Annotated in this window: 27 protein-coding genes; 5 read left to right on the top strand and 22 right to left on the bottom strand. The window is 34.6% G+C overall.

The annotated features are described in order from the left end of the window. The first annotated feature begins 153 nt into the window (after window positions 1–153). On the top strand, window positions 154–912 hold the full coding sequence (yaaA, locus tag ACWA1B_RS11115) for a peroxide stress protein YaaA (protein WP_456906833.1): 759 nt from the start codon (window positions 154–156) through the stop codon (window positions 910–912). A 240-nt stretch (window positions 913–1,152) separates the two neighbouring features. On the opposite strand, the gene ACWA1B_RS11120 is transcribed toward yaaA, so the two are convergent. The 22 genes from ACWA1B_RS11120 to ACWA1B_RS11225 form a co-directional block, all read right to left on the bottom strand. After that, window positions 1,153–2,742: a DHA2 family efflux MFS transporter permease subunit gene (locus ACWA1B_RS11120; RefSeq protein ID WP_456906835.1), complete on the bottom strand. Its 1,590-nt coding sequence runs from the start codon at window positions 2,740–2,742 to the stop codon at window positions 1,153–1,155. A gap of 5 nt (window positions 2,743–2,747) precedes the next feature. Continuing rightward, complete coding sequence (locus ACWA1B_RS11125; protein WP_456906837.1) at window positions 2,748–3,827, bottom strand: HlyD family secretion protein; 1,080 nt, start codon at window positions 3,825–3,827, stop codon at window positions 2,748–2,750. A gap of 12 nt (window positions 3,828–3,839) precedes the next feature. Further along, on the bottom strand, window positions 3,840–5,159 hold the full coding sequence (locus ACWA1B_RS11130) for a TolC family protein (protein WP_456906839.1): 1,320 nt from the start codon (window positions 5,157–5,159) through the stop codon (window positions 3,840–3,842). Beyond that, a complete protein-coding gene (locus ACWA1B_RS11135; protein WP_035647661.1) occupies window positions 5,149–5,778 on the bottom strand; it encodes a TetR/AcrR family transcriptional regulator in 630 nt (209 codons plus the stop codon). Before ACWA1B_RS11135 ends, ACWA1B_RS11130 begins: the two co-directional genes overlap by 11 nt. A gap of 209 nt (window positions 5,779–5,987) precedes the next feature. After that, window positions 5,988–6,749 (bottom strand): tryptophan synthase subunit alpha, encoded by a 762-nt coding sequence (gene trpA / locus ACWA1B_RS11140; RefSeq protein WP_456907037.1) that lies wholly within the window; start codon window positions 6,747–6,749, stop codon window positions 5,988–5,990. Window positions 6,750–6,843: 94 nt separating this feature from the next. Next, window positions 6,844–7,581, bottom strand: a complete 738-nt coding sequence (locus tag ACWA1B_RS11145; protein WP_456906842.1) for a carbon-nitrogen hydrolase family protein — start codon at window positions 7,579–7,581, stop codon at window positions 6,844–6,846. A 10-nt stretch (window positions 7,582–7,591) separates the two neighbouring features. Beyond that, complete coding sequence (locus ACWA1B_RS11150; RefSeq protein WP_142451118.1) at window positions 7,592–7,909, bottom strand: gamma-glutamylcyclotransferase family protein; 318 nt, start codon at window positions 7,907–7,909, stop codon at window positions 7,592–7,594. Window positions 7,910–8,058: 149 nt separating this feature from the next. Continuing rightward, complete coding sequence (trpB, locus tag ACWA1B_RS11155) at window positions 8,059–9,240, bottom strand: tryptophan synthase subunit beta (protein ID WP_456906844.1); 1,182 nt, start codon at window positions 9,238–9,240, stop codon at window positions 8,059–8,061. Window positions 9,241–9,252: 12 nt separating this feature from the next. Continuing rightward, window positions 9,253–9,885, bottom strand: a complete 633-nt coding sequence (locus ACWA1B_RS11160; protein WP_456906846.1) for a phosphoribosylanthranilate isomerase — start codon at window positions 9,883–9,885, stop codon at window positions 9,253–9,255. 126 nt (window positions 9,886–10,011) lie between these two features. Continuing rightward, the gene (trpC, locus tag ACWA1B_RS11165) at window positions 10,012–10,791 is read right to left on the bottom strand and encodes an indole-3-glycerol phosphate synthase TrpC (protein ID WP_456906848.1); all 780 of its coding nucleotides are present in this window, start codon (window positions 10,789–10,791) and stop codon (window positions 10,012–10,014) included. A gap of 71 nt (window positions 10,792–10,862) precedes the next feature. Beyond that, window positions 10,863–11,858, bottom strand: coding sequence for an anthranilate phosphoribosyltransferase (gene trpD / locus ACWA1B_RS11170; protein WP_456906850.1), 996 nt, complete (start codon window positions 11,856–11,858; stop codon window positions 10,863–10,865). A 115-nt stretch (window positions 11,859–11,973) separates the two neighbouring features. Continuing rightward, window positions 11,974–12,381, bottom strand: coding sequence for a GNAT family N-acetyltransferase (locus tag ACWA1B_RS11175; protein ID WP_456906852.1), 408 nt, complete (start codon window positions 12,379–12,381; stop codon window positions 11,974–11,976). 104 nt (window positions 12,382–12,485) lie between these two features. Further along, window positions 12,486–13,052 (bottom strand): anthranilate synthase component II, encoded by a 567-nt coding sequence (locus tag ACWA1B_RS11180; protein ID WP_456906854.1) that lies wholly within the window; start codon window positions 13,050–13,052, stop codon window positions 12,486–12,488. Window positions 13,053–13,119: 67 nt separating this feature from the next. Further along, window positions 13,120–13,563 (bottom strand): hypothetical protein, encoded by a 444-nt coding sequence (locus ACWA1B_RS11185; protein ID WP_456906856.1) that lies wholly within the window; start codon window positions 13,561–13,563, stop codon window positions 13,120–13,122. Window positions 13,564–13,658: 95 nt separating this feature from the next. Continuing rightward, the gene (locus ACWA1B_RS11190) at window positions 13,659–15,059 is read right to left on the bottom strand and encodes an anthranilate synthase component I family protein (protein WP_456906858.1); all 1,401 of its coding nucleotides are present in this window, start codon (window positions 15,057–15,059) and stop codon (window positions 13,659–13,661) included. A gap of 301 nt (window positions 15,060–15,360) precedes the next feature. Next, window positions 15,361–16,641 carry a hypothetical protein gene (locus tag ACWA1B_RS11195; protein ID WP_456906860.1) on the bottom strand — a complete coding sequence of 427 codons (1,281 nt, stop codon included), beginning with the start codon at window positions 16,639–16,641 and terminating at the stop codon, window positions 15,361–15,363. A 204-nt stretch (window positions 16,642–16,845) separates the two neighbouring features. After that, window positions 16,846–17,412, bottom strand: a complete 567-nt coding sequence (locus ACWA1B_RS11200; RefSeq protein WP_035647640.1) for a YceI family protein — start codon at window positions 17,410–17,412, stop codon at window positions 16,846–16,848. Between the two features lie 30 nt (window positions 17,413–17,442). Continuing rightward, window positions 17,443–18,075, bottom strand: a complete 633-nt coding sequence (locus ACWA1B_RS11205) for an NAD(P)H-dependent oxidoreductase (RefSeq protein ID WP_456906862.1) — start codon at window positions 18,073–18,075, stop codon at window positions 17,443–17,445. 4 nt (window positions 18,076–18,079) lie between these two features. Next, window positions 18,080–18,541: a MarR family winged helix-turn-helix transcriptional regulator gene (locus ACWA1B_RS11210; protein ID WP_035647635.1), complete on the bottom strand. Its 462-nt coding sequence runs from the start codon at window positions 18,539–18,541 to the stop codon at window positions 18,080–18,082. A gap of 456 nt (window positions 18,542–18,997) precedes the next feature. Beyond that, window positions 18,998–19,477: a DUF6691 family protein gene (locus tag ACWA1B_RS11215; RefSeq protein ID WP_456906865.1), complete on the bottom strand. Its 480-nt coding sequence runs from the start codon at window positions 19,475–19,477 to the stop codon at window positions 18,998–19,000. A gap of 10 nt (window positions 19,478–19,487) precedes the next feature. Continuing rightward, complete coding sequence (locus ACWA1B_RS11220; protein WP_456906867.1) at window positions 19,488–20,051, bottom strand: YeeE/YedE family protein; 564 nt, start codon at window positions 20,049–20,051, stop codon at window positions 19,488–19,490. An 80-nt stretch (window positions 20,052–20,131) separates the two neighbouring features. Beyond that, window positions 20,132–21,547 carry an MBL fold metallo-hydrolase gene (locus ACWA1B_RS11225; protein ID WP_456906869.1) on the bottom strand — a complete coding sequence of 472 codons (1,416 nt, stop codon included), beginning with the start codon at window positions 21,545–21,547 and terminating at the stop codon, window positions 20,132–20,134. A 210-nt stretch (window positions 21,548–21,757) separates the two neighbouring features. On the opposite strand from ACWA1B_RS11225, the gene ACWA1B_RS11230 reads away from it, so the two are divergent. The 4 genes from ACWA1B_RS11230 to ACWA1B_RS11245 all read left to right on the top strand — a co-directional run bounded on the left by ACWA1B_RS11230 (window position 21,758) and on the right by ACWA1B_RS11245 (window position 25,786). Beyond that, entirely contained in the window at window positions 21,758–22,348 is a 591-nt protein-coding gene (locus ACWA1B_RS11230; protein ID WP_456906871.1) for an HD domain-containing protein, read from the top strand. A gap of 373 nt (window positions 22,349–22,721) precedes the next feature. Then, on the top strand, window positions 22,722–24,068 hold the full coding sequence (locus ACWA1B_RS11235; RefSeq protein ID WP_456906873.1) for a cytochrome ubiquinol oxidase subunit I: 1,347 nt from the start codon (window positions 22,722–22,724) through the stop codon (window positions 24,066–24,068). Window positions 24,069–24,070: 2 nt separating this feature from the next. After that, entirely contained in the window at window positions 24,071–25,147 is a 1,077-nt protein-coding gene (cydB, locus tag ACWA1B_RS11240; protein WP_456906875.1) for a cytochrome d ubiquinol oxidase subunit II, read from the top strand. 171 nt (window positions 25,148–25,318) lie between these two features. Continuing rightward, the gene (locus ACWA1B_RS11245; RefSeq protein WP_456906877.1) at window positions 25,319–25,786 is read left to right on the top strand and encodes a hypothetical protein; all 468 of its coding nucleotides are present in this window, start codon (window positions 25,319–25,321) and stop codon (window positions 25,784–25,786) included. The last annotated feature ends 281 nt before the right edge of the window (window positions 25,787–26,067 follow it).

A 26,067-nucleotide genomic window follows, 5' to 3' on the forward strand; every position in this document is an offset into this window, starting at 1 on the left:
TCGCAATCTGAGTCAAACAATAATTATTGAAAATTCGTGATCCCGATAGCTATCGGGAGTGGCGAAAAAAAATGCAACAATAGAACAAATCAATTGAGGTAATCTGTTTTTAGAAATTCAATTTGTATTTTTGAAACATAGAAAAACGTACAAATGAAAATTGTTATATCGCCAGCGAAATCATTGAATTTCGAAAAAGAATTACCAACATCTCAATATACTGAGCCTTCTTTTTTAAAAGAAGCGAGAATAGTTCACAAAGTGGTTAAACAAAAAAAGCCAGCTGAATTATCAGAATTAATGTCAATTTCAGACAAACTAGCCGATTTAAACTGGAAAAGAAATCAGGAATGGAAAACACCTTTCACACCTGAAAATGCGCGCCCGGCGGTTTATACTTTTGACGGCGATGTTTATACAGGACTAGATGCTTATACAATTCCGTTAGAAAAATTAGATGTTTTGCAGGATAAATTAAGAATCTTGTCAGGACTTTACGGACTTTTAAAACCGCTTGATTTGATGCAGGCATATCGTCTAGAAATGGGAACTAAAATGCCAGTTGCCGAGTTTAAAAACCTACACGATTTTTGGAAACCAACGGTTACTAAAGCGTTGAATAAGGAATTGAAAAAAGGTGAATTATTCGTGAATTTAGCAAGCACCGAATATTTTTCTGCTGTCGATGTAAAAGCCTTGAAAGTTCCGGTAATTACTCCAGATTTTAAAGATTATAAAGACGGAAAATTAAAAATGATCAGTTTTTTTGCGAAAAAGGCGAGAGGTATGATGGTTCGTTATATAATCGATACAAATGCTGAAACAATTGATGACTTAAAAGGTTTTAATTACGAAGGATATCAGTTTGATGCTAATCTTTCTAAAGGGAATCATTTGGTTTTTACAAGGTAATTTGAAGATACTAAGGTTCTAAGTGGCTATCCCGATAGCTATCGGGACTAAGGTTTTTAACCGCAAAGGCGCAATGATTTAGGCAAGGCTCGCAAAGTTTTTACATAAAGCTTTGCGAACCTTGCGTTTTTTTTAACCTTTTAGAATAAATTCTTTGCGTGCTTTGCGGTTAAACTAAAAAATAAACGCCGAATTCTAAAGATGAATTCGGCGTTTCTGCGTATTATAAAATTATTATTATTAATGCATTGCGTCGGCTGCACTAATTTTGTTCTTTCCTTTTTTAATAAAAAGGATGATTGGGATACAGCATAAGAACATAATTCCTAAATACATGAAAATATCCATGTAAGACATTACGGTGCTTTGCTTCATGATAGAGTAATCTATTGCCTGATAAGCTTTTTTGAGTGCCACATCGGCGCTATAGCCTTTCGCCATAAAAGCATGCTGCATTCCTGAAATGCGTTGTTGAACATCGAATTTTGCAGGATCCAAATTATTAATCAGATTTACTCTGTGTTCCTGACTAAAACGTGTTATAAAAGTGGTAATAATTGCAATACCAAAAGAACCTCCTAATTGTCTCATCATTCCGGTGAAAGCTGCTCCTTCACCAATATGTTTTCCTTTTAAAGTTGAAAGTGAAAGTGTGGTAATAGGAACAAAAAGCAATCCTAAACCAATTCCTCTTAAAATCAACGGCCAGTACATATGTTCTACACCTGTATCGGGCGTCATTCGTGTCTGCATCATAAAAGTGAAGAAGAAGAAAATTAAAAATCCTACTCCAACCATATAACCTTGCGGAACACCTTTCTGAATCATATTACCCACAAATGGCATCATAATCGCGGTCGTAATCGACCCTGGGATTAATAATAAACCTGCATCAGTTGCGGTCCATCCTAAAATAGATTGCGTGTAAATTGGGATAATTAAAGTTGATCCATATAAACCGAAACCTAGAATGAAACATAAAACTGTCCCAATTCTTAAATTTCCATCTTTTAAAACACTTAAATTTACAATTGGATGTTTGTAGGTAAGCTCTCTCCAAATAAACAATACCAATCCAAGAACGGTTACAACACTTAATGTTACAATTAGTGAATCATTAAACCAGTCGTCTTGTTGTCCGTGTTCTAAAACAAATTGTAATGAACCAATGAAGGCACTCAATAAGATAATGCCCCACCAGTCAACCTGGTTTGCTTTTAGTTTTTCACCATATTTCGGACTTCTTACAAAAGTAAGCGCTAAAATTGTGGCAATAATTCCTAATGGAATGTTGATGTAAAAAATGTAAGGCCAAGAGTAATTATCTACTAAATATCCTCCTAATGGCGGACCTAAAGTTGGACCTACAATTACACCCATTCCATAGATTGCCTGTGCCATACCACGTTTTGCAACCGGATAACTTTCGGTAATAATTGTTTGTGCGGTTACAAGTAACGCACCTCCACCCATTCCCTGAAAGAATCTAAAGGCTACAAGTTCCCAAATATTACTGGCGTTTCCGCATAAAAAGGAACAAACCGTAAATAATATGATAGAAGCCACAAAATAATTACGTCTTCCAAATTGCTGTGATAACCAGCTCGTCATCGGAATTACAATAACATTCGCAATTGCGTATGCTGTAATTACCCACGCGACATCAGTCAGGGTAGCGCCAAGGCTTCCTCGCATATCTGTCAGCGCTACGTTTACAATCGTTGTATCTACAATTTCCAACAGTGCACAAAGTACTGCCGTAATCGTAATGATCACACGTCTGTAGCCGTATTCTACTAAATCGTCTTCTGCTTGTACTGCTGTTGCCATTTATTTTATTTCAAATGTACGTCTACATCAACATTCATTCCCGGGCGTAATAATTTTACTTTTTCAGGATCGTTTGAAGGATCTAAACTAATTTTTACTGGTAATCTCTGGATTGTTTTTACGAAGTTTCCTGTTGCGTTATCAGGAGGCAATAAAGAGAAACGAGATCCAGTAGCTGGAGAAAAAGAAGTTACAATTCCTTTAAACTCATAATTAGGATAAGCATCAACTTTTAAGCTTACTTTTTGTCCCACAACCATTTTGTTTAATTGCGTTTCTTTAAAGTTAGCTACAACCCAAGCTTCGTTATTATTGATGATATAAAATAAAGATTGTCCTGGCTGAACCAACTGTCCTGGCTGGATATCAACTTTAGAAACCTGACCATCAATTGCTGCAGTTACCACAGTATAAGTAAGATTCAATTTAGCAACATCAAGCATTGTTTGTGCTTTTTTAATGTTTGCAGCTGCAACTTCTGTTTGTTTATCAGAAACTTTAGATTTTGACTGAATAACCGATTTTTGGTAAGAAGTAGCTTTTTGTTGTTGTTCTAAAACACGTACTTGGTTTTCAGCTTCTTCTTTTGCTGTTAAAGCCTGCTCATATTGTTGTTTTGTAATGGTGTGCGTTTTGTACAAGTTATTGTAACGGTTATAATCGTTCGTAAGCTGTCTCAATCTGATTTTAGCACTTTCGATAGAACCGCTTGCAGATTTCATTTGAGCATCAGAAACATTGATGCTTGCGTAAGCGCTTCCAATATCTGCTTTAGCTGCCTCATATTGACCTTCGGCACCTAGTAATGCAGCGTTTGCTTCATCGATTTTTAATTGATAATCTCTCTTGTCTATAGTAAATAAAGTATCTCCTTTTTTTACATAATCATTGTCTTTTACATAAACTTTACTGATATATCCTGATACTCTAGGAATAATCGGATTCATTTTTTTCTCGATTTGAGCATCATCCGTTTCTTCGTGTGCCTGAGAGTGTAAGTATTTTGATATTCCGTAACTACCGCCTCCTAAAATCAGAACTGCAAGTATGATGATGAATTTTGTATTTGTCTTTTTCTTTTCCATGAGAGCTATCGATTATATTTTAGAAAGATTGAATGATTGTGATAATTGTCCTGATACTGAAAGTAATTCGTAATATTTTTGAATAATAGTTGCTTTAGATAAAGCAGTTTGAATTTTGGCATTTAAATGTTCTACGTCAGCTTCAACCAAGTCATTAGTGTCTGAAAGTCCGTTGTCAAACTTATCTTTTACCAATCTGTAGTTTTCCGCTGCCTGCTGAAGCGCTTCTTCATAAACTACACTTTGGTTGATTGCCAAATCATAATCTTCAATAGATTTTTGAACTTCAACTTTAATGCGGTCCGTCATAATAGCTTCAGTATTTTTTACTTCCAAAGCTCTGCTTTCTGCCTCTTTTACATGAACGTTATTTTTCAAAATTCCAGATAAGTCATACGATAAACCAATCCCGAAGTTCATAGCATATTTTACCGTAATAATGTCTTTAAGATCAAATGCTGTATAGCCTCCAAGTAATGAGAGTGAAGGATAATATCCAGCTTTTGCTATTTTAACATTAGCTTCTGAAGCTTTTCCTTGTAATCTAATTGCTTCCAAATCTTTTCTGCTTTCCAATGCAACAGCGTCAGATGTTATTGAGTTGGTTGTTTTTAGATTAAAGAAATCCTGCTCATTTACCTCAATTTTTACAGAAGGATCTAATTTTAGTAAAGTAGTAAGATAAAAGTTGATATTATTGATGTTGTTATTTGCTTCATCAATAGATAATTGCGTTTTTGAAACCAATAACTGAGCTTTCAATAAATCGTTTCTCGGAATAATTCCGTTTTTCTCTAATTCTATAAAATCAGTAACACGTTGTTTGGCACTTTTTTGATTCTCATTTAAAACATCTAAAGTTTTTTGAGCTTTGTATAATGCAGTATAATAAGTAATTACTTTTAAAGCAACGTCTTCTTTAGTTTTTTCCGCATTTGCACTTTCAGCTTCGTACATGTTATCATAGGCGTCGATGCTGTTTTGGATTTTAAATCCGGCAAAAATTGGAAGACTTAAATTTGCCATACCCAACATAGCTCTGTCAGGAGATGCTAAAGAAGCACTTTCGCCCTGATTTGGCATATCAATCGAAGCTTTTGTAAGTCGCTGATATTGACCAGAAACCTTAATGTCCGGATATTGATTATTTTTTACGGTTTTTAGTTCGTATTTTTTTGTGTTTACCTTAGTGTTGGCAAGCGTAACTTCGTTACTTTTTTCCCAAGCCATTTTAACGGCTTCGTCCAAGGTTAAACTTGTTTTTTCTTGTGCTTCAATTGAAGATATTCCGATGAAGAAAACTCCAAAGAGCATTAATTGACTAATTTTCATAAACAAGTAGCGCTTTTATAGTTTGTTGAATGTGCTTTGTAAGATTGTTTTTAATGTAATTGTTAAACATTTCCTCGGTTTTTAAATCCAATAATTCTTCGAAGAAAGAACGATTCATATGAAAGTGGAAAAAGGTTCCAATAATCGTTGGCGTAATGAGCGGAATATTTACATCTTTTCTAAAAACGCCCTGGTCTTGTCCCTGTTTAATAATACTTTCAACAGATTTTAAATTTCCTTTTTTAAGTTCTGTAAAAGCATTCAGGCTTTTTTCTCTTTTTTTATTGTTTAATTCAAAATGTAAAACCCTGTAAATGCCTTTGTTAAGGCAAATTCTGTTAATGTAAATTTCGATTAATTTATTGACTTTGTCAAGCGGTTCAATGTTTTCCTGCAATAAATTTTCGAGTTGTAATTTTAAATCGGTGGTTTTATGAAGAATTAAAGCTTCCAGAAGCCGTTCTTTTGACCCAAAATAATAGGACACCATGGCAATGTTGATTTTTGCCTCTTTTGAGATGTCCCGAATGGACGTCCCCTCAAATCCCTTCTCAGAAAAAAGACTTTCTGCTACTTCAAGAATCTGAATTTTTTTATCGTTTAATTCGATGTTTGACATGGTATTGTTTCTAATCGAGTACAAAATTAAACAGTTGTTTAATTTAAACGCTTGTTTAATTTTATTTTAACATAATATTAACGTAAAACGGTTTCGATGATTTTGAGCAAAAAAAAGCTGAAATACATTAGTATTTCAGCTTTTTTAGTATGTTTTGTCATTTTAGGAATTACTAAACAGACGTTTATTGAATATTTTGAAAGAAACAATTATCTTATCTCACCAACAAATTCTTCAATTTTTCCGCTTCCTTTTTCACTTAAATGTTTGATAAAAGCACTTCCAATAATAGCACCTTTTGCATATTTTGTTGCTTGATTAAAAGTTTCTTTATTCGAAATTCCAAAACCTACGATTTGTGGGTTTTTCAAATTCATGTTTCCAATTCTTTCAAAATAAGTTTCCTGAGTGTTTCCAAAACCAGATTGCGAACCCGTAACACTTGCAGAACTAACCATGTAAATAAATCCGTTTGAAACGCTGTCGATAAAACGAATACGTTCGTCAGAAGTTTGAGGCGTAATCAAAAACACGTTTATTAAACCATATTTTTCGAAAATCGCTTTGTATTCATCAGCATAAACATCAACCGGAAGATCTGGAATAATTAAACCGTCAATCCCAATTTCAGCACATTTTTGGCAGAAAGTTTCAACGCCGTATTGCAACATCGGATTAAAATACCCCATAATAATCAACGGAATTTTTACGCTTTCGCGGATATTCTTTAGTTGATCGAAAAGAATTTGAGTTGTCATTCCGTTATGAAGCGCCTGCGTCGAGCTCGCCTGAATTGTTGGCCCGTCTGCCAAAGGATCACTAAACGGAAGTCCGATTTCAATTAAATCCACTCCGTTTTTTTCTAAATCCTGTATAATTTGAACTGTATCATTCAAACTAGGATATCCTGCAGAAAAATAAATTGATAATATCTTTTTATCTTCTTGTAATTTTTGAGTTATTCTATTCATCATTATATTTTTTTTTGTGCCACAGATTAAAAGATTTCAATGATTTTTGAATAATTTAATCTGTGAAAATCTGTAAAATCTGTGGCCTATTTTTTTAAAATTTTAAAACCTTACTTGTCCAAGTATCATTTTTGTTTTCAACCAATAATAATCCGGAATCTGAATAATTCATTTGGCCAATTAATTCTCCTTTATTGTTCCAAAATGCGCTTTGTCCTGCCGATGGCGATCCCCAGGATTCTCCACTGAAATTCGACATCAAAACATTCATTTTATGTTTTTGAGCATAATTTTGCAAGTCTCTATACGCATTCGGAATCCCGTTTGGCGAAAAGAAAATGCTGGCAATGTAAATATCTGTATCTCTGTTCTTAGCATTTTCCGGATGTTTCGGATTATCAATATCTGCGCAAATTGCAAATGAGATTTTCTGATTTTCAATCGTAATCATTGGATTATAATGGAAAGACGATTGGAAAAATTCATCTTCGCCTTCATGTAAAAACTGCTTCGTATAAATAGAAACCGAATTGTCCGGAGAAATTATAAATTCCCCAATAAACATTTCATTTTCAACTTGAATAGGTGCTCCGGCAATAATGATAATATTGTTTTTGACAGCCAATTCTTTTAAATGATCAATTCTGTAATCGTCTTTTGTAAAAGCTAGCGGTGCCGCATTTTCTCTTTCATAACCCGTAATTGACAATTCCGGAAAAGCAATCAAATTGGCGCCATTTTGAGCAGCCAATTCAATAAGCTGATAATGATTCAATAAATTGGCAGATATATCTCCGCGTTTTGGTTTGGTTTGTGCCGCAGCTAAAATCATTTCTATAAAATTAATTTTCCATGTAAATCCAAGCCACAGTTCCAGATTTTAGCGTTACCTGAACTCTTTTGTAGGCGTTAGATTCAAATAAATCAACTTTGGCTAAATCTGCTAGAGTAACATTGAAAACCATACCATGTATAATTTCAGAAGGATTTTCACTTGCTACCGCCACAACATAATCGGCCATTCCAAATTCTTCCTCAATTTGAAGGCTTTTTAATTTGTAACCCAGTAATTGATCTGCAGTGCCCGTTAATACTTTATTGAAAACCTGCATTTGAATCTGTTTTGAACGTAAGGTTCCGTAAGAGAATAACTGTTCCATAATTATTATTTTTCTCGTTATTTGTATGCGTTAGGGATGGGAGCGGCATCTCCCGATTTAGAAAAACAAGGCTTTTTAGCCGTAGTTTTTGTTAATCGGGAATATAGCGGACAGCCCGACCGTAGGGAACGCCCAAATTACGATTTTTATTACAATTTAAAATAGTCGATATAATTATCTAAATCTTTATCGCCGCGCCCTGAAAGGCTTATTACCACAACATCTGTTGGTTTGAATTTCTTTTGATCCAAAACTGCAAAAGCGTGTGCACTTTCAATAGCCGGAATGATTCCTTCTAATTTAGTTAATTGCAAACCAGCATTCATCGCATCATCATCGGTCACAGAGAAAAATTCACCTCTTCCTGTTTGTGCCAAATGCGCGTGCAAAGGCCCAACTCCCGGATAATCTAATCCTGCAGAAATAGAATACGGTTCTGTAATTTGTCCGTCTGGAGTTTGCATTAAAAGCGTTTTACAACCGTGAATAACACCTACTTTTCCTAGTTTACTTGTTGCTGCGCTATGACCACTGTCAACACCTTTTCCGGCTGCTTCAACGGCAATAATTCCAACTTCCGGCTCGTGTAAAAAGTGATAATACGTTCCGGCAGCATTACTTCCTCCTCCAATGCAGGCTACAACATAATCCGGATTTTCACGTCCTTCTTTTTCTTTTAACTGCCATTTGATTTCTTGAGAAATAATACTTTGAAAACGCGTTACCATATCTGGATAAGGATGCGGTCCAATTGCCGATCCGATAATATAATGTGTATCAACAGGATTATTGATCCAGTCACGAATAGCTTCGTTTGTTGCATCTTTTAAAGTACGAGAACCCGAAAGTGCCGGACGAACTTCTGCGCCCAACATTTTCATACGAGCCACGTTTGGTGCCTGACGCGCAATGTCGATTTCACCCATATAAACGATACACTCAATTCCCATTAAAGCGCAAACCGTTGCCGTTGCAACACCATGCTGACCAGCGCCAGTTTCGGCAATGATTCTTTTTTTGCCTAAACGTTTTGCCAACAAAATCTGTCCGATTGTGTTGTTTACTTTGTGCGCTCCGGTATGGTTTAAGTCTTCTCTTTTTAGATAAACTTTGGTATTGTATTTTTCAGACAAACGTTTTGCAAAATACAGCGGACTAGGCCGTCCTACATAATCTTTTAATAATTGATTGAACTCTGCCTTAAAATCGGGCTCATCCATTATGCTTAAATACTTTTGACGTAATTCTTCTACATTTGGATACAGCATTTCAGGAATGTAGGCTCCTCCAAATTCTCCGTAATATCCTTTTTCGTTGACGTTAAAACTCATTTTATTTAAATTTTAAAAGTTGGCAACATCAAATTTTCGTTTGAAATTGCTTAATAGATTTTTATTTTTTAGCCCGGGTTCGATTTCAAATTTGCTATTTACATCAACAGCATAAATAGGTAGTTTGGTTTTCGAAATTTCTTCAATGGCTTTTAATTCGTTCATCCCGATTCCGCCACTTAAAAAAAACGGTTTTTTCGAATTGTATTTTTTTAATATGCTCCAGTCGAAAGTTGTTCCGTTTCCGCCCGGAAGTTTTCCTTTTGTATCAAACAGAAAATAGTCGCAGACATTTTCAAAAGGTTTAATGGTTTCAAAATCAAAATTTTCATCAGCCGAAAATACTTTAATAATTTCGATTTTCTTTGGAAGTTTTTCTTTTAATGCAGCACAAAATTCAACTGATTCTTCTCCGTGTAACTGAGCGGCTTGTAAATTGAATTTTTCTACTTTTTCCAGAATTTCTTCCTGACTTTGGTTGACAAAAACACCCACTTTTTTGATTGTTTTTATCAATTCGGGAACATTCCCGTTGCAATATCTAGCGGATTTTTCCCAGAAAATAAATCCCATATAATCGGGTAGGAGTGCGCCTACTTCGAGGATATTTTCGGGATATTTCATACCGCATATTTTGAGTTTCATTTTTTTTATTTGTTTTGCCACGAAGGCGCTAAGACACTAAGTTTTTTCTTTTGTTGCCACGAATTACACAAATTAGTACAAATTGGATTAGTAGAAATTAGTGAAATTCGTGGCAAACTTTTAAGTCTACAGCTGACTAATAAAATCAGTAGCTGCTTGGCCGGCGTTATCGGTTTTCATGAAGTTTTCTCCAATTAAGAAACCTTTGTATCCGTAAGGTTTTAATTCCTGAATGGCTTCGATGGATGAAATACCGCTTTCTGAAACTTTTACAAAATCATTTGGGATTTGCGATGCTAGTTCTTTGCTGAAATCCAGACTTACTTCAAACGTTTTTAAATTTCTGTTGTTTACGCCAATCATATCTAAAGTCGGCATAATTGATTTTTCTAATTCTTCCTGATTGTGAACTTCTAAAAGAACTTCTAAACCTAAACTTTTTGCAAACTCTGATAGTGATTTGATTTCGTCGCGTGTTAAAACAGCAGCAATTAATAAAATCAAATCGGCTCCATGCGCTTTTGCCTCTAAAATCTGATATTCATCAACTATAAATTCTTTTCGCAAAAGCGGAATATTTACTGAAGCTCTTGCTAAAAGTAAATCGTCCAAAGATCCACCAAAATATTTTCCATCTGTTAAAACAGAAATTCCGCAAGCACCGGCATTTTCGTATCCTTTTACAACTTCTTCAACTGTAAAATTATTGTTGATAATTGATTTTGAAGGAGATCGGCGTTTGTGTTCTGCGATAATTCCGGAATTACTTTCTCTTAATTTCTGGCTAAGAGAAATAGTTTGTTTTCCAAAAAATACCGAAGCTTCCAATTGAGAAATCGGAATGATTGATTTCTTCAGAATTACTTCTCGCTTTTTGTCTAATATTATTTTATCTAAGATATTCATGTTGTTTTGTTTCACGTTTCAGGTTTCAGGTTTCAAGTTGTAGAACGTTCAAAATAACTTGAAACTTGAAACTAAATTTTACTTAATTCCTGTAATTTTTTTAAAGCTTGAAGCCCTTTTCCAGAGAATAGACTTTCTTTTGCCAATTCAAATCCTTCTTGCGGAGAACATTTGTTAACCGTTGCGATTGCCATTGCGGCATTGGCACAAACAACATTGTTCTGCGCTTCGTCTCCTTTTCCAGAAATGATATTCATGAAAATTTCAGCCGATTCTTCTATTGTTGTACCACCTTCGATTTCAGTTTGAGATAAAAGACGAACGCCAAAATCTTCGGGTTTGATCATGCCTTCCATATGGCTGGTAATGATTTTTGTTGGTCCGGTCAAAGAAATTTCGTCGTAACCGTCAAGCGAATGCAGGATTGTGAAATTTACATCTGTATTTTGATATAAATAGGCATACATTCTCGCTAATTCTAAATTGAAAACGCCAACTAATTGATTTTGTGGAAATGATGGGTTTACCATTGGTCCCAACATATTGAAGAACGTTTTTACTGCTAGTTCTTTTCTGATTGGTCCAACATTTTTCATTGCAGGGTGAAATAGGGGAGCGTGTAAAACGCAAATTCCAGCCTGATCGATACATTTTTCTAAGAAATCGGGTTCGTTGCTGAATTTGATTCCCATTTTTTCCATCACGTTGCTTGATCCTGAAATCGATGAAACACCGTAATTTCCGTGTTTTGCCACTTTTATTCCCGCTCCGGCAGAAATGAATGATGCTAAAGTCGAAATATTGAAAGTGTCTTTTCCGTCACCGCCCGTTCCACATAAATCGATCGTGTTATAAGCTGATAAATCAACTCTAATACACAATTCTAATAAAGCTTCGCGAAAGCCAGAAAGTTCATCAATTGTAATGCTTCGCATCATAAACACAGTCAAAAATGCCGAAATCTGGCTTGGATTGTATTGACCGCTTGAAATATTAATCAAAACGTTCTTTGCCTCTTCTTTTGAAAGGACTTCGTGGTTGATTAATTTATTTAATATAGTTTTCATTTTGTTTAAGATTCTAAGTTGCTAAGGTTCTAAGATGCTAAGGTTTTGTTTCAGGTTTCAAGTTTCACGTTCCAACAACTTGAAACTTGAAACAAATAAAACTTGAAACTAAATTTTAATGTTCATTGCCTTGATAAATCCACATTGGTTCTGTTTTTCCGGCGCGTTCAAAACCATTTTTTTTGTAAAAGTCAACTGATCTTCCGTCTGCAGTCAGCATTTGCATGTGAAAGTGTTTGTATTTCTCCTGCATTTTGTCCAAAATCATTTTTCCAATTCCTTTTCCCTGATAATCCGGAAGTACCAATAAATGTGGATAATAAACGGTTAAAAATCCATCAGAAATCGCATTTCCGAGTCCGATTAACTTTTTTCCTTCCCAAGCCGTCACAAGAGTTTCCGAATTTAATAATCCGTTGTAAAGTTCATTCGGTTTACTGGCAGAACTCCATTCATTTGCTTTATATAAAACTAAAATGTCTTCGATGCTGATTTCTCTGGATTCTGAAATTGTTATTTCCATTTTTTAAGGTTCTAAGTTGCTAAAATTATGAGATGCTAAGGTTTGTTTCAGGTTTTAGGTTTCGCGTTCCAACAACTTGAAACGTGAAACCTGAAACAAAAAAACTAGCTCTTAATCCAATTTTCTAAAATCCTTTTTCCGTTTGGTGTCAAAACACTTTCAGGATGAAACTGAACACCTCTTACATCAAATTTTTTGTGTCTTAATGACATAATTTGTCCATTTTCATCAACCGAAGTTGCTTCTAAAGTATCAGGCAAATTGGCGTCAACAACCCATGAATGATATCTTCCAACTTCAAATTCGTTTCCTAAACCTTCAAATAAAATTTCATCTGAAACAACCGTTTTTACATTCGTTGCAACTCCGTGATACACTTTGTCAAGGTTAGAAAGCGTTCCGCCAAAAACTTCTCCAATGGCTTGTTGTCCTAAACAAACGCCAAGAATACTTTTCGTTGGACTGTATTTTTCGATTACTGCTTTTAATAAACCTGCTTCATCTGGAATTCCAGGTCCTGGCGAAAGCAATATTTTTTCGAAAGATGCGATTTCATCAATTTCGAATTCATCGTTTCTGTAAACGGTTACTTCGCAATTCAAATCTTCTAAATAGTGTACTAAATTGTAAGTGAAACTATCGTAATTGTCTATAACTAATATTTTTTTCATTGTGTTGTTTTTGTTTCAAGTTTCAAGTTTCCCGTTTCAACCAACTTGAAACCTGAAACTAAATTTTCTATTTTTCTCGAACGTACTTTTCTGTAATAATACGGTCGATTCCTAATTTTTCTACTTTTTCTACTCCTTTTTGAGTTAAGGTGTCGTTTTTAATTTTTACCACAAACTCAAATTTTCCATTTTCCCATTGACGGTTGTTGAAGTACTCTAAGTTTTCTGTGTAAACACTGTCTTTTAAAGTGTATTTTCCGCCTCCGCCATGAAATACCGCATTTATCGAATCTTTGCCATTGTTTAAATCATGATTGAAAAAAGCGAAATGTGTTTCATTTATAATTTTTATCATTTTTGTTTTTGGATTGAAAGTCGAAAAAGTCGAATCTTTCTCTGTTGTTTCAGCTGATATTAAACGCCAGGTTCCTTCAATTGGATTGTGTGTTTTTTCAGAATTACAAGATGTCATGCAAATGATTAAAATTAAAATTGATGCTGCTTTTTTCATAGTTTGTGGTTTTTTGTTTTTAGTTTTTAGTTTCAGGTTTCAGGTTTGCTGTACGTTCCAACAACTTGAAACATGAAACCTGAAACAAAGAAAACTTATATTTTTTCTGCCATTTCAAGTGCTGTATTCAATGCTCTTAATTTGTTATAAACTTCCTGCATTTCGCTTTCTTCATCAGAACTTGCTACGATTCCGGCACCGGCTTGACAATGTAATTGATGATTTTTAGAAAGGAAAGTTCGGATCATAATAGCGTGGTTAAAATTTCCGTCGAAATCCATAACGCCTATGGCTCCTCCGTAGAAATTACGATTTGTTTTTTCGTAGTCTTCAATCAATTGCATCGCTCTGTGTTTTGGCGCACCGCTCAAAGTTCCAGCAGGAAAAGTATCGGCAACTACCTGCATTGTTGTTGCTTTATCGTGCAAATATCCCGTCACTTTTGAAACTAAGTGAATTACGTGAGAGAAAAATTGAACTTCTCTGTATTTTTCAACATTCACGTTGTGTCCGTTTCGGCTTAAATCATTTCGTGCTAAATCAACCAGCATTACGTGTTCACTATTTTCTTTTTTATCTTCAGAAAGTTCTTTGGCTAAAAGTGCATCACGTTCGTCGTTTCCAGTTCTTTTGAAAGTTCCTGCGATTGGGTGAATTTCGGCTTTTCTGTTTTTTACAATAATTTGTGCTTCAGGTGAAGAACCGAATATTTTGAAATCTCCATAATCAAAAAAGAATAAATATGGAGATGGATTAATGCTTCTTAAAGCTCTGTAAACATTGAATTCGTCACCTTTGAATCCTTGTGTAAAACGACGTGAAAGAACCAATTGGAAAACATCTCCTCTAAAACAATGTTTTTTTGCCAAAGCCACATTGTGCTTGAATTCTTCATCGGTTAGGTTAGAGAAACCTTCGCCTTCTTTTGTGAATTTGTATAAAGCAATATTTCTGGATTGTAACAATTGTTCGATTTCAGAAATGTTATTTCTTCCGTCAACGCTGTGGCAGAAAATATAGGCTTCATTTTTAAAGTGATTTATGGCAATGATATTTTGATAAACTGCATAAAATACATCCGGAATTGAAGTTGCGTCATCTTTTTTTGCAATCGAAACTTTCTCAAAATAACGAACAGCATCATAAGAAATGTATCCGAATAATCCGTTGTTAATGAATTTAAAATCGTTTTTCTCCGATTTAAACTGATTCGAAAAATCCTGAATAACTTCTGGAATATTTGTCTTGGAATCAATTTTAATTTGTTCCGAAGTTCCATCAGGAAAAGTTTTTGAAATAACTTCGTTTTCGATTTTAATCGTTGCAATCGGGTTGCAGCAAATGTATGAGAAACTGTTGTCATTTCCGTGATAATCACTACTTTCCAATAATAAACTATTTGGAAATTTATCTCTTATTTTAAAATAGATGCTTACCGGCGTAATCGTGTCTGCCAGAATTTGCTTGTAATGTGTATTAAGTATAAAAGGTTTCAAAGTATGTTGTTTTTTAGTTTTTACTATTTTTTTCTGCTAATGTTGTGACCAAAAAAAAAGGCTTGTCGTGATGACAAGCCTTTTAGATTTATAGTTTTGAAAATACCATAGGAAGCTTCGTTCACGACGTTTGACGTAAATTCTTCCACCACCAAGTATTGTTCATTAATGTTTTCATTTCCTTATTTTGATGTCACAAAGATATAAAGGTAATTTGAATTAAAACACATAAAATCTCAAAAAAATCTTTTCTAATTTTGGAATTTTGTTAAATTTTAAAATTTATTATTGTTTCAAAGCCTTAGTTTCCAATAGCCAACGTGTTATTTACGTTTGCTCTAAAATCTGGAATTCCTTTGATATTTGGCGTTGTAAATAATTCTGTATTTTTAACATTAGTATATTCTAATCCAGCGCCTGGCTTATTATAAAAGTTTTGAATAACAGGATTACTCGCTGAAGATTCACTTGTAATACCACCATTACAATTATTTGCAATTATGTTTTTGAAGCTGATTTTTAATAAATTTTCATCACCATTTCCAATATTTCCTTCCAACAAAACAAATGGAGAAAAGCCTGAAACAATACTATTTGACAGATTAAAAAAAGTATTTTCTCTAACATAAACAGATTCGCGAACCAATCCTTGATTGTTTTCTTCAAGATTGACCAAAGTGATGTTTGAAGCATTTATTTTAGTCAATTTTTTGCTCATATCAGTATTTCCAATTTTATCGTATGAATCTACTTCGAAGCATCTTGACCCTGAAATATCGGATGAAAACGGATGACGAATAGCAATACTATTACTTATGTTGATTTGTGCGCCTTGAGTAAAATCAAAATCATCATCTGTAGTTCGGTATGAAATTAAATTACTCATATTTAAGTCGCCACCGTAGCATTCAAAAGAATCATCATTTGAAAAACTTATCTGGATATTGTTTAAAACCGTTTTTCTTCCAACACCAGCTAATGAAAGTCCGTTTAACTCTTTCAATGAACTTAATTTTCTTCCGGCATATTCAATTCGTACATATTTTAAAATTCCCGAATTATCTTCAGCATCTTGTCCTCCGTAGTGATTTAATAGTGGTTCAAGATCAAAAGGTAAAGTATGAAGACCTCCTAAAGTATTAATCGGTGCTTTTCCTAAAATTATAATACCGCCCCAGTCTCCTGGTTTTCTTTCGGTTTTTTCTTTGTTTGATGTAAAAACAATCGGATCAGTTTCTAAACCATCTGCAATAATTTTTGCTCCGTTTGTAATGACCAATGTTCCACAAGTTTTATCATCTCCACGAATTACTGTTCCAGGTTCGATGCTTAATGTTGCATTGTTAGTAACATAAACGACACCCACTAATTGATAAGTGTTGCGTTTCAATAACTTTAAATCTTTGTCTATTGTTCCGGCAATTATATTTGTAGCTTCGTTATATTCGTTGGCAGCAGGTTTAAAATTGGTCCAGTTGTTCATCCAGTTTGTTGTTCCAATAATTCCTTTTGTTTGTTGTTGTGCTTGAAGAAAAAAAGCGCTCAAAAGGGCAAAAGCAGCAATTTGTAATTTTGTTTTCATAACTATAATTTTAATTTCTAGTTTTTGATTTTTTAATTTGTTCAAAATTAGAGCCCGAATGTTAATCAATTCGGCTATAGTTATTATGAAAGCGTTATTTTAATATTAAGAACGTTATCTTTTTGAAAACTGATTATAAAAGAAAACCCCAATAGAATAAACTATTGGGGTTTCTTTTTATGTATGAATAAGTAAGTCTTTAAATTAGAATTTTAAAGCTACAGTTAATTCAAATTCGTCATTGATAGTTTTGTCTCCTAAACCTTCGAAGAAACTTCCTGATCCGTATTTAATGTCATATTTCGTTCTGTCAACTTTGAAAGCAGTTGTAGCAGTGTTTCCTTTTACTGTGATGTCAAAAGTTACTGGTTTAGTGATTCCTTTGATAGTTAAATCAGCAGTTACAGTATAAACGTCAGTTGCTTTAGCACCAATAGTTTTGAAAACTAATTTTGAAGTTGGGAATTTATCAGTTCCGAAGAAATCGTCAGCTTTTAAGTGCCCGTTTAATTTTCCTTGGTATTCTCCAGTTAAATCGGTAGAAGTTAAAGAAGTCATGTCAACAGTGAAGCTTCCACCAACTAATTTTTTTCCTTTGAAAACTACAGCTCCTTCTTTGAAGTTTACAGTTCCAGAGTGCTCTCCAGTTACTTTTTTACCTACCCATTTGATAGAAGATGCTTTTACATCGATTTTTTTAGTTTGAGCATTTACTGAAATACTAGCCGCTGCTACGAATAATGCTATTGCAATTGTTTTTAAATTTTTCATGTTGTTAAAATTGAATTTGATTAATAATAATTATAGAGTGATAAATAATTCTTCGTGAGATTTTCTAACTTTTTTGTAATGCTGAGCGTCGTCCTCATCATGTCTGTAACCTACAGCAGCGATAACAGCAGCATTTAAGCCTAATTTATCGAAACCTAAGATTTCATTGAATTGTGCTGCATTGAAACCTTCCATTGGAGTTGCATCGATTTTTAATTCGGCTGCAGCAGCAAGTAAAGTTCCTAAAGCAATATAAGTTTGTTTTGCTGTCCAGATATTTTTAGCTTCTTGTGAAAGGTTCGAAATTACACCATTCATCATATCTGCAAATCCGCCTAAAGCTTCAGTTGGAACGCCTCTTGTTTCGCTAATGTTTTTAATGTAAGCTGCCACAGATTCTGGTCCAGCGTTTAAGTCATTTGCAAATACAAATATTTGAGAAGCATCTGTAAGCTGAGTTTGCCCCCAAGCTGCAGCTTTTAATTTTTCTCTAATTTCTGGATTTTCAACAATAATTACTTTGTAAGGTTGTAATCCGTATGAAGAAGCTGCTAATCTAACCGCTTCTTTTAATGTATTCAAATCTTCTGCAGATACTTTTTTAGTCGCATCATATTTCTTAGTTGCGTATCTCCAGTTTAAATTGTTTACTAATGTGCTCATAATATTAATTTTGTTGGGTTCGGTATTTTTCTAATAACTGATTTAATAATTCTAATTCTTCTGGGCTTATATTCTGGGCAAATACGCGCTCGTGCTCATCTACCTTTGGGTCTAATTCTTTTAAAACATCTAGTCCTTTCTGAGTAATCAAAACCTCAATTTTGCGTCGATTATCCGGACAAACATTTCTTGTTACGAATTCTTTCAGCAATAATTTATCAACTAATCGCGTTGTGTTACTTGTTTTAGCCAACATACGTTCTTGTATCACACACATATTAGCAGGATTTCCTTTTTGTCCTCTTAATATACGAAGTACATTATATTGTTCTCCAGACAAGTCATACGGTTTTATCAACTCGTTGAAATGATCCTGAATCACATTCTGTGTGTACATGATATTCAGAATAACTTTTTTCGCATTATCCATCTTAACTGTACTCTTAATAACCTCTTCAATTGTCATAGTCGTAAGTGTATAATTTGTATATACAAATGTATAACTTTTAATAGTTGTATATACAAATGTTGTGTTAATTTTTTGTTAATTGAAATAACGCTAAAAATTATAACTTGATAAAGCCTATATAATTAGTATAAAAATACTATTTATTTTTTGAAATTACCAAATAAATCTTCTTCAAATGTTTTAAAGCTTTGATAAAGATATGTTTAAGTTTTAGTTCTTTAAAATAATTGGCTTTAACAAAATGTAAATTTTGATCATCAGGGCGTGCCAGTATTTAAAAAAAAAGGCCTACTATACTTTGCGTTCATGAGGCCTTTTCTTAAATACTGTCGGGCTTTCGCTGCTACTTCGGTAGCTTAGCTCTATCCCTCACGCGAGCGCAAGAAAGAGAAAACCCGACATTTTTTTTAAAAACTGTCGGGTTTGATATACTCTATATAATAAGGTATAATACTAATGAGGAAGTTTGTCTTTAATCAAACCATAAACCCACGTTCCTGCAATTGCACTTACTAAAGTAACAACTATTACAGTTGCTCCAGTTCCAATTTGAGCAAAAAGCGGACCCGGACAAGCTCCAGTAATCGCCCATCCAAAACCGAATAATAATCCGCCATAGATTTGTCCTTTGCTGAAAGTTTTTGGTTGGATTTCGATTTTTTCGCCTTGAAGCGTTTTGATGTTGAACTTTTTAATCAGAAATACCGAAATTAAACCAACAGCAACCGCACTTCCGATTACGCCATACATAAAGAAAGATTGTAAATGAAACATTTCCTGAATACGAAACCAGCTAATGATTTCAGCTTTCACGAATACAATTCCGAAAAAGATCCCAACGATTAAATATTTAAGGTTTCCTAATGTGTTTTCTTTTTTCTGGCTTGCGTTGATTCCTTCGCCGTCTGTATTTTTATTTTCTAAATTATTCATTTTTGAAATTTTAAAGTGAAAGAATATAAGGTAAAATCAAAAGTGCCATTACAAAACCGCCAATCATAAAACAGATTGTAGCTACTAATGAAGGCCATTGTAAATTTGATAATCCCATAATCGCATGTCCGCTTGTGCATCCGCCGGCATAACGCGTTCCGAAGCCAACTAAAAATCCACCAACTACAATCATAATGAATCCGCGAAGCGTTAATAAGCTTTCCCACGAAAATAATTGTGCTGGAACCAGACCTGTATGGTCTGTGATTCCGTAACTTGATAATTGTTCTGAAAGTTCTGGCGTAATTACAACTGCATCTGGATTAGACAGAAAATAGGCTGCAATAGCACCGCCAAGAAATATTCCGAGAACGAAAAATAAATTCCAGCTTTCTTTTTTCCAGTCGTATTTAAAAAACGGAATATTAGAAGGAATACACATCGCACAAATATGACGCAATGACGAACTAATCCCGAAAGATTTATTTCCGATAATTAATAAAATTGGAACAGTTAATCCAATCAACGGACCTGCAACGTACCAAGGCCAAGGTTCTTTAATGATTTCTAGCATATTTTTTAAGATTCTAAGTTGCTAAGCTATTAAGTTCAAAGGCAAAAAGACTTAGCATCTTAATAGCTTAGCTACTTTAATTATTTTAATACTTTACTTTGACAAAGAAAATCTGATTTTGGAATATTCGTTTTTGAAATCGCTCCAAAACCACCTTCCACTTCAGAGAAATTTCTGAAACCTCTCGCTTGTAAAATTGAAGCGGCAATCATACTTCTGTAACCACCCGCGCAATGTAAATAAAAATGTTCATTTGGGTTGATATCTTTTACCCAGTCATTAATATAGGCCAAAGGTTTGCTGTACGCATCTTCGATGTGTTCTGCTTCGTATTCGGTTTCTTTACGAATGTCGATTATTTTGTCTTTTTGAATGTCTACTTCGTTTGCAAATTGTTCGGCAGTAATTCGGTTTACAGAATCTGTTTCGAAACCCGCTTTTTGCCATGCTTCAAAACCGCCTTCTAAATGTCCGATAATGGTATCAAAACCAACACGACTTAAACGCGTTACGGTTTCTTCTTCCATACCAACGGCAGTAACCAGTACAATAGGCTGTTTTACATCAGCAATAAGAGTTCCAACCCACGGTGCAAAATCACCATTGATTCCAATATTAATAGACTGAGGGATAAAACCTTTACTAAAATCGGCTGCGTTTCTTGTATCTAAAATCAGTGCTCCGGTTTCTTCTGTAATAACTTCAAAGTCTTCTGCTTTTATGGCTTTCATTCCATTGTGCAAAACCGTTTCAAAGCTCTCATACCCTTGTTTGTTCATGGCCACATTCATGCTGAAATAGGCTGGAGGAGGCAATAAACCGTCAGTTACTTCTTTGATGAATTCTTCTTCGGTCATATTAGCGCGCAAAGCATAATTCGTCGCTTTTTGGTTGCCAATAGTCGAAACCGTTTCTTTGCTCATGTTTTTTCCGCAAGCGCTTCCGGCACCGTGCGCAGGATAAACGATTACATCATCAGCCAAAGTCATGATTTTATCTCTCAACGAATGAAATAAAATTCCAGCTAACTGGTCTTGAGTCATTCCCGCAGCTTTCTGAGCTAAATCAGGACGGCCAACATCACCGATGAATAAAGTATCGCCAGAGAAAATCGCATGATCTTTTCCGTTTTCGTCAATTAACAAAAAAGTCGTGCTTTCCATAGTGTGTCCAGGTGTGTGCAAAACTTTTATGGTAACTTTTCCAAGTTTAAATTCTTGTCCGTCTTTTGCAGAAATGCAGTCGAATTCGCAGGCAGCGTTTGGTCCGTAAACAATTGGCGCTCCGGTTTCTTTGCTCAAATCAACATGTCCAGAAACGAAATCGGCGTGAAAATGCGTTTCAAAAATATATTTCAGCTTTACTTCGTCACGTTCTAAACGATCTAAGTAAGGCTGTGTTTCTCTAAGCGGATCAATAATGGCCGCTTCGCCATTTGAAGTAATATAGTACGCACCTTGCGCAAGGCATCCGGTGTAAATTTGTTCAATTTTCATGATTAAGAAATCTAAAATTTGGTTCACAAAGGTAAGTTTGTTTTTTCGTAAAATAAGTGACTAATGTTACAGAAATTTGAATTCTGCTTAAAAAGAAGTGAATTTTCATCATATGAGTTATTTAAGTAATTTAAACTTGAGCAATTACGCCTTAAGCTTTAATTTTGCATATGATGAATGTCATTTTTAAGAAAAAAAATAATCAGTTATATGAACACGAAAGACTTATTAGATCAAATCGCTTTTATAAAAGAAATTGATAAAGTAAAATACATTCAGCGAAAAACAAAGCTTTTTAATAGTGATCGTTGCGAAAATGATGCTGAACACAGTTGGCATTTGGCTTTAATGGCAATTGTTTTGGCTGAACATTCAAATGAACAGATTGATGTTTTGAAAGTCGTAAAAATGGTTTTGATTCATGATATTGTAGAAATTGATGCTGGAGATGTTTTTATGTATGACACAGTCAAAAATCATGATAATACAGATGAAGAACGATTAGCCGCAAATCGAATTTTTGGTTTGCTTCCGAAAAAACAAGCCGAAGACTTTATCGCTATTTGGGAAGAATTTGAAGCCGGAGAAACCAACGAAGCCAAATTTGCAAGATCGATGGACAGATTAGAACCTTTGTTGCAAAATACTTCTAATAATGGAGGAACTTGGAAAGAGTTTGGTGTAAGATATGATAAGGTTCACGAGAAAAAGAGCGTCATAAAAAATGGTTCGGCAACATTATGGAATTTCGCGGAAGATTTGATAAACGAAAGCGTTGAAAAAGGGATTTTAAAAAAATAATCAAACGTAGCCACATAATTAAATATAGCCTTCGGTTTCCACCGCAGGAAACGTATAGTGATGCGCATTGTGTTCCCGCGGTTTCAACCGCGGGCTATGTTTTATCACGTAAATCTATACACAATCTTGTCATTTCGACGAAGGAGAAATCCTCGCAAGTAACTCCGCAATGCAAACACAATCTTTGTCGAGCTTCTGGCGAGGATTTCTCCTTCGTCGAAATGACAATAATAGCGGAATCATTAAGTGTACTTTCTACTTTTAAAATTGTTGAAAAGTTTCACAAATAGCAAGCGATAAACTTTTTTTAAAGGCAGGAAATTCGGGTTGTAATGGTTAAATTTGTTGAACTTCATAAAACAAATACCACTCTATGGAAGAAATGCTCTTTTATGATCGAATGCAATTTGCCTTCACCATTACTTTTCATTATCTTTTTCCACAACTTACAATGGGGCTTTCGCTCATTATCGTTTACTTCAAGTGGAAATATCTCAAAACTAAAGACGAACAATACAATCACGCCACCCATTTCTGGATGAAGATTTTTGCCCTCAATTTTGCAATGGGCGTAGTTACCGGAATCCCGATGGAGTTTCAGTTCGGAACCAATTGGGCGAAATTCTCAGAGTTAACCGGCGGAATCATCGGACAAACTCTCGCCATGGAAGGAATGTTTTCTTTCTTCCTCGAATCTTCATTCTTGGGAATATTTTTATTTGGAGAAAAACTTCTCGGACATAAATGGCATTTTGTAACCGGGCTGTTAATATGTATCGGTTCCTGGGCCAGCGGATTTTTAATCATCGCAACACATTCGTGGATGCAAAATCCAGTTGGCTATGAAATTTTGGAAAACGGAAAATTTGTCCTCAATAATTTTCAGGCTCTATTTTTAAATCCTTGGCTTTGGCCTTCTTATTTGCACAATCAGGCCGCTTCTTTGGTAACCAGTTCTTTTGTCGTTGCCGGAATTGGGGCTTTTTATATTTTGAGTAAGAAGAATGTTTCTTTTGGGAAATTGTTCCTCAAAACGGGAGTAATCTTCGGATTGATTTCCAGTATCGTAGTTGCAGTTCCAACGGGAGATTTATTGGCAAAAAATGTAGTGAAATATCAGCCTGTAACTTTTGCCGGAATGGAAGGGATTTTTCATACCGAGAAAAAAGGTTCTGAAATTGTCTTAATTGGTCAGCCCGACGTAAAAGACAAAAAATTGGATAATAAAATTGCGGTTCCAAATATTTTAAGTTTCCTGACTTACGGAAATTGGAATCAGGAAATCAAAGGTTTAGATCAGTTTGAAGAAGATTTGCATCCAACGAATATTTCAGGATTATATTACGCTTATCATATTATGGTAGGATTAGGTACCGTTTTCATTGGTTTGATGTTGCTGGCGCTTTTTCAATTAATAAGAGGAAAATTATTTGAAACCAAATGGATTTTATGGTCATTAATGTTTATGATGCCGTTTCCGTACATTGCCAATACAACAGGCTGGTACACGGCCGAATTAGGAAGACAGCCATGGTTGGTTTACAATTTATTACGAACAGCATCGGGCGCGTCGCCAACGGTGTCTTCCGGAAATACCTTATTTACATTGCTCGGTTTCATTGGTTTATACCTTTTACTCGGAATGTTATTTTTGCTTTTGATTGGAAAAATTATCAATAAAGGACCTCATCATGTGGAACTTTCAACAGAAAAAATATAATTATGGAATTTTTTTGGTACATAGTTTTAATGGGAATTTTGGCTGTTTATCTGGTTTTAGATGGCTATGATTTTGGGGCAGGAATTATTCATTTATTTTTTGCCGACACTGAAAGAGATAAAAAAGTAATCACCAATTCGATTGGTCCATTTTGGGATGCTAATGAAGTTTGGCTGATTGCAGCCGGAGGAGTTTTATTCTTTGCTTTTCCGACATTATACGCATCTTCTTTCAGCGGATTTTATCTGCCTTTGATTATGATTTTATGGCTTCTGATTTTCCGTGCGATCGGATTGGAAATGCGCGGACAAGTTCACAATCATATGTGGGAAGCGATCTGGGATAAAGCATTCGGAATTGCGAGTTTGCTTTTGGCACTTTTCTTCGGAATAGCTTTAGGAAATATCGTTCGTGGTGTCAATCTCGGGATGGTCCAAAATGGCGTTTCGACTCAAGAACCGCATTTCTTCTTTTTGCCTTTGTGGAATCCAACTTTTAGTCCGCAGGCGAACGAATTGGGAATTATAGATTGGTTTACGCTTTTCCTCGGAATTGTGAGTACAGTCGCTTTAACGATTCACGGTGCGAACTGGATTATTTATAAAACAAATTCATCGTTGAATCCAAAACTTAAAAATGTGGTTTTTAAACTGAACTTTGTTTTGCTTGTTTTGGTTTTTATTTCACTAGGAATCTGGCATTTTATCGAACCTCAACCGTTTCATAATTTTATTGAAAATCCAATCTTATGGTTTTTTCCTTTAATGACTTTTACTGGAATTGCTGGATTATTCAAAGTGCGTTCGTTTAAAAAAGACGGTCACGGATTTATTTTCTCAACCTTATTTCTACTTGGCGGATTTGCTTCAACAGCGGTTTCAATTTTCCCGAATGTTTTGCCTTCAACTAATAATGTAAATCCGTCGTTAACTATTTATAACACCGCCGCGCACGAATATGGATTAAATGCTGGATTGAGTTGGTTTTTTATCGCTTTGTTTTTAGTGATTATTTACTTTATTATTCAGTATCGCGTTTTTAGCGGGAAGATGGATGATATTGGGTATGGGGAGCATTGATTTTTGTTTGCCACGAATTCACGAATTATACTAATTGCCTCCAGTTTTAACTGGAGGTTTTTTGTTTGAATTTGAATAGGCTTTAGCCAAAATCGTAAAGTTTGGCTAAAGCCTTTTATTTATATAGATTTGTTTATCTCCAGCTAAAGCTGGAGGCAATTGTGAAACGATATGGAAATAGTACAATTTAAAAATTGGAAGTTTGAAGTTGATAGGGAGTTGACGATTGAAACTTATTCTAATGTAATTGCAAGCGGCACTGAATCATGTCTTTGTAGTGATTGTGAAAATTATATTCAGAATCGAGAAAATATTTTTCCTGAAGAAATTAAAACGATGTTTTTAAATTTAGGCATTGATTATAAAAAAGAAGTTGAAATTTTATCGTATCAAATTTTACCAAATGGATTGCAACATGTAGCAGGATGGTTTCATTTTAAAGGCAAAATGATTGATGGTAAGAATTGTAAAAGAGATATTGAAAATGAAAGTTTTCAAATAGAATTAACAGTTATCGATGATAATTTTTCAATAGGTTTTTGTGAACAAAACAGTTTGACATTTTTTAAAAATAAGGACGGATTAATTCAGGTAGAATTTGAAGCTTATATTCCTTGGGCTATTGGAAAAAAAATATAATTGAAAATTTTTCGTTTTCCAGTTGTGCGTTAGGGATAGAAGCGGTATCTCCCGATTTAGAAAAACAAGGCTTTTTAGCCGTAGTTTTTGTTAATCGGGAATATAGCGGATAGCCCGGCCGAAGGAAACGCCCAAAAAATACAAATCCCTTTATATCTGGAAAAAATCTTTTTAGTTTTCACCTTTGTCAAAGCCTAAAACTTTGACAAAGATTACTCTACAAGTGAACTAAATTGAAAATATTTAAAAATCTACACAAATTTGTTTAGTCTGTGTAATGC

The organism is Flavobacterium xizangense, from assembly GCF_054075145.1.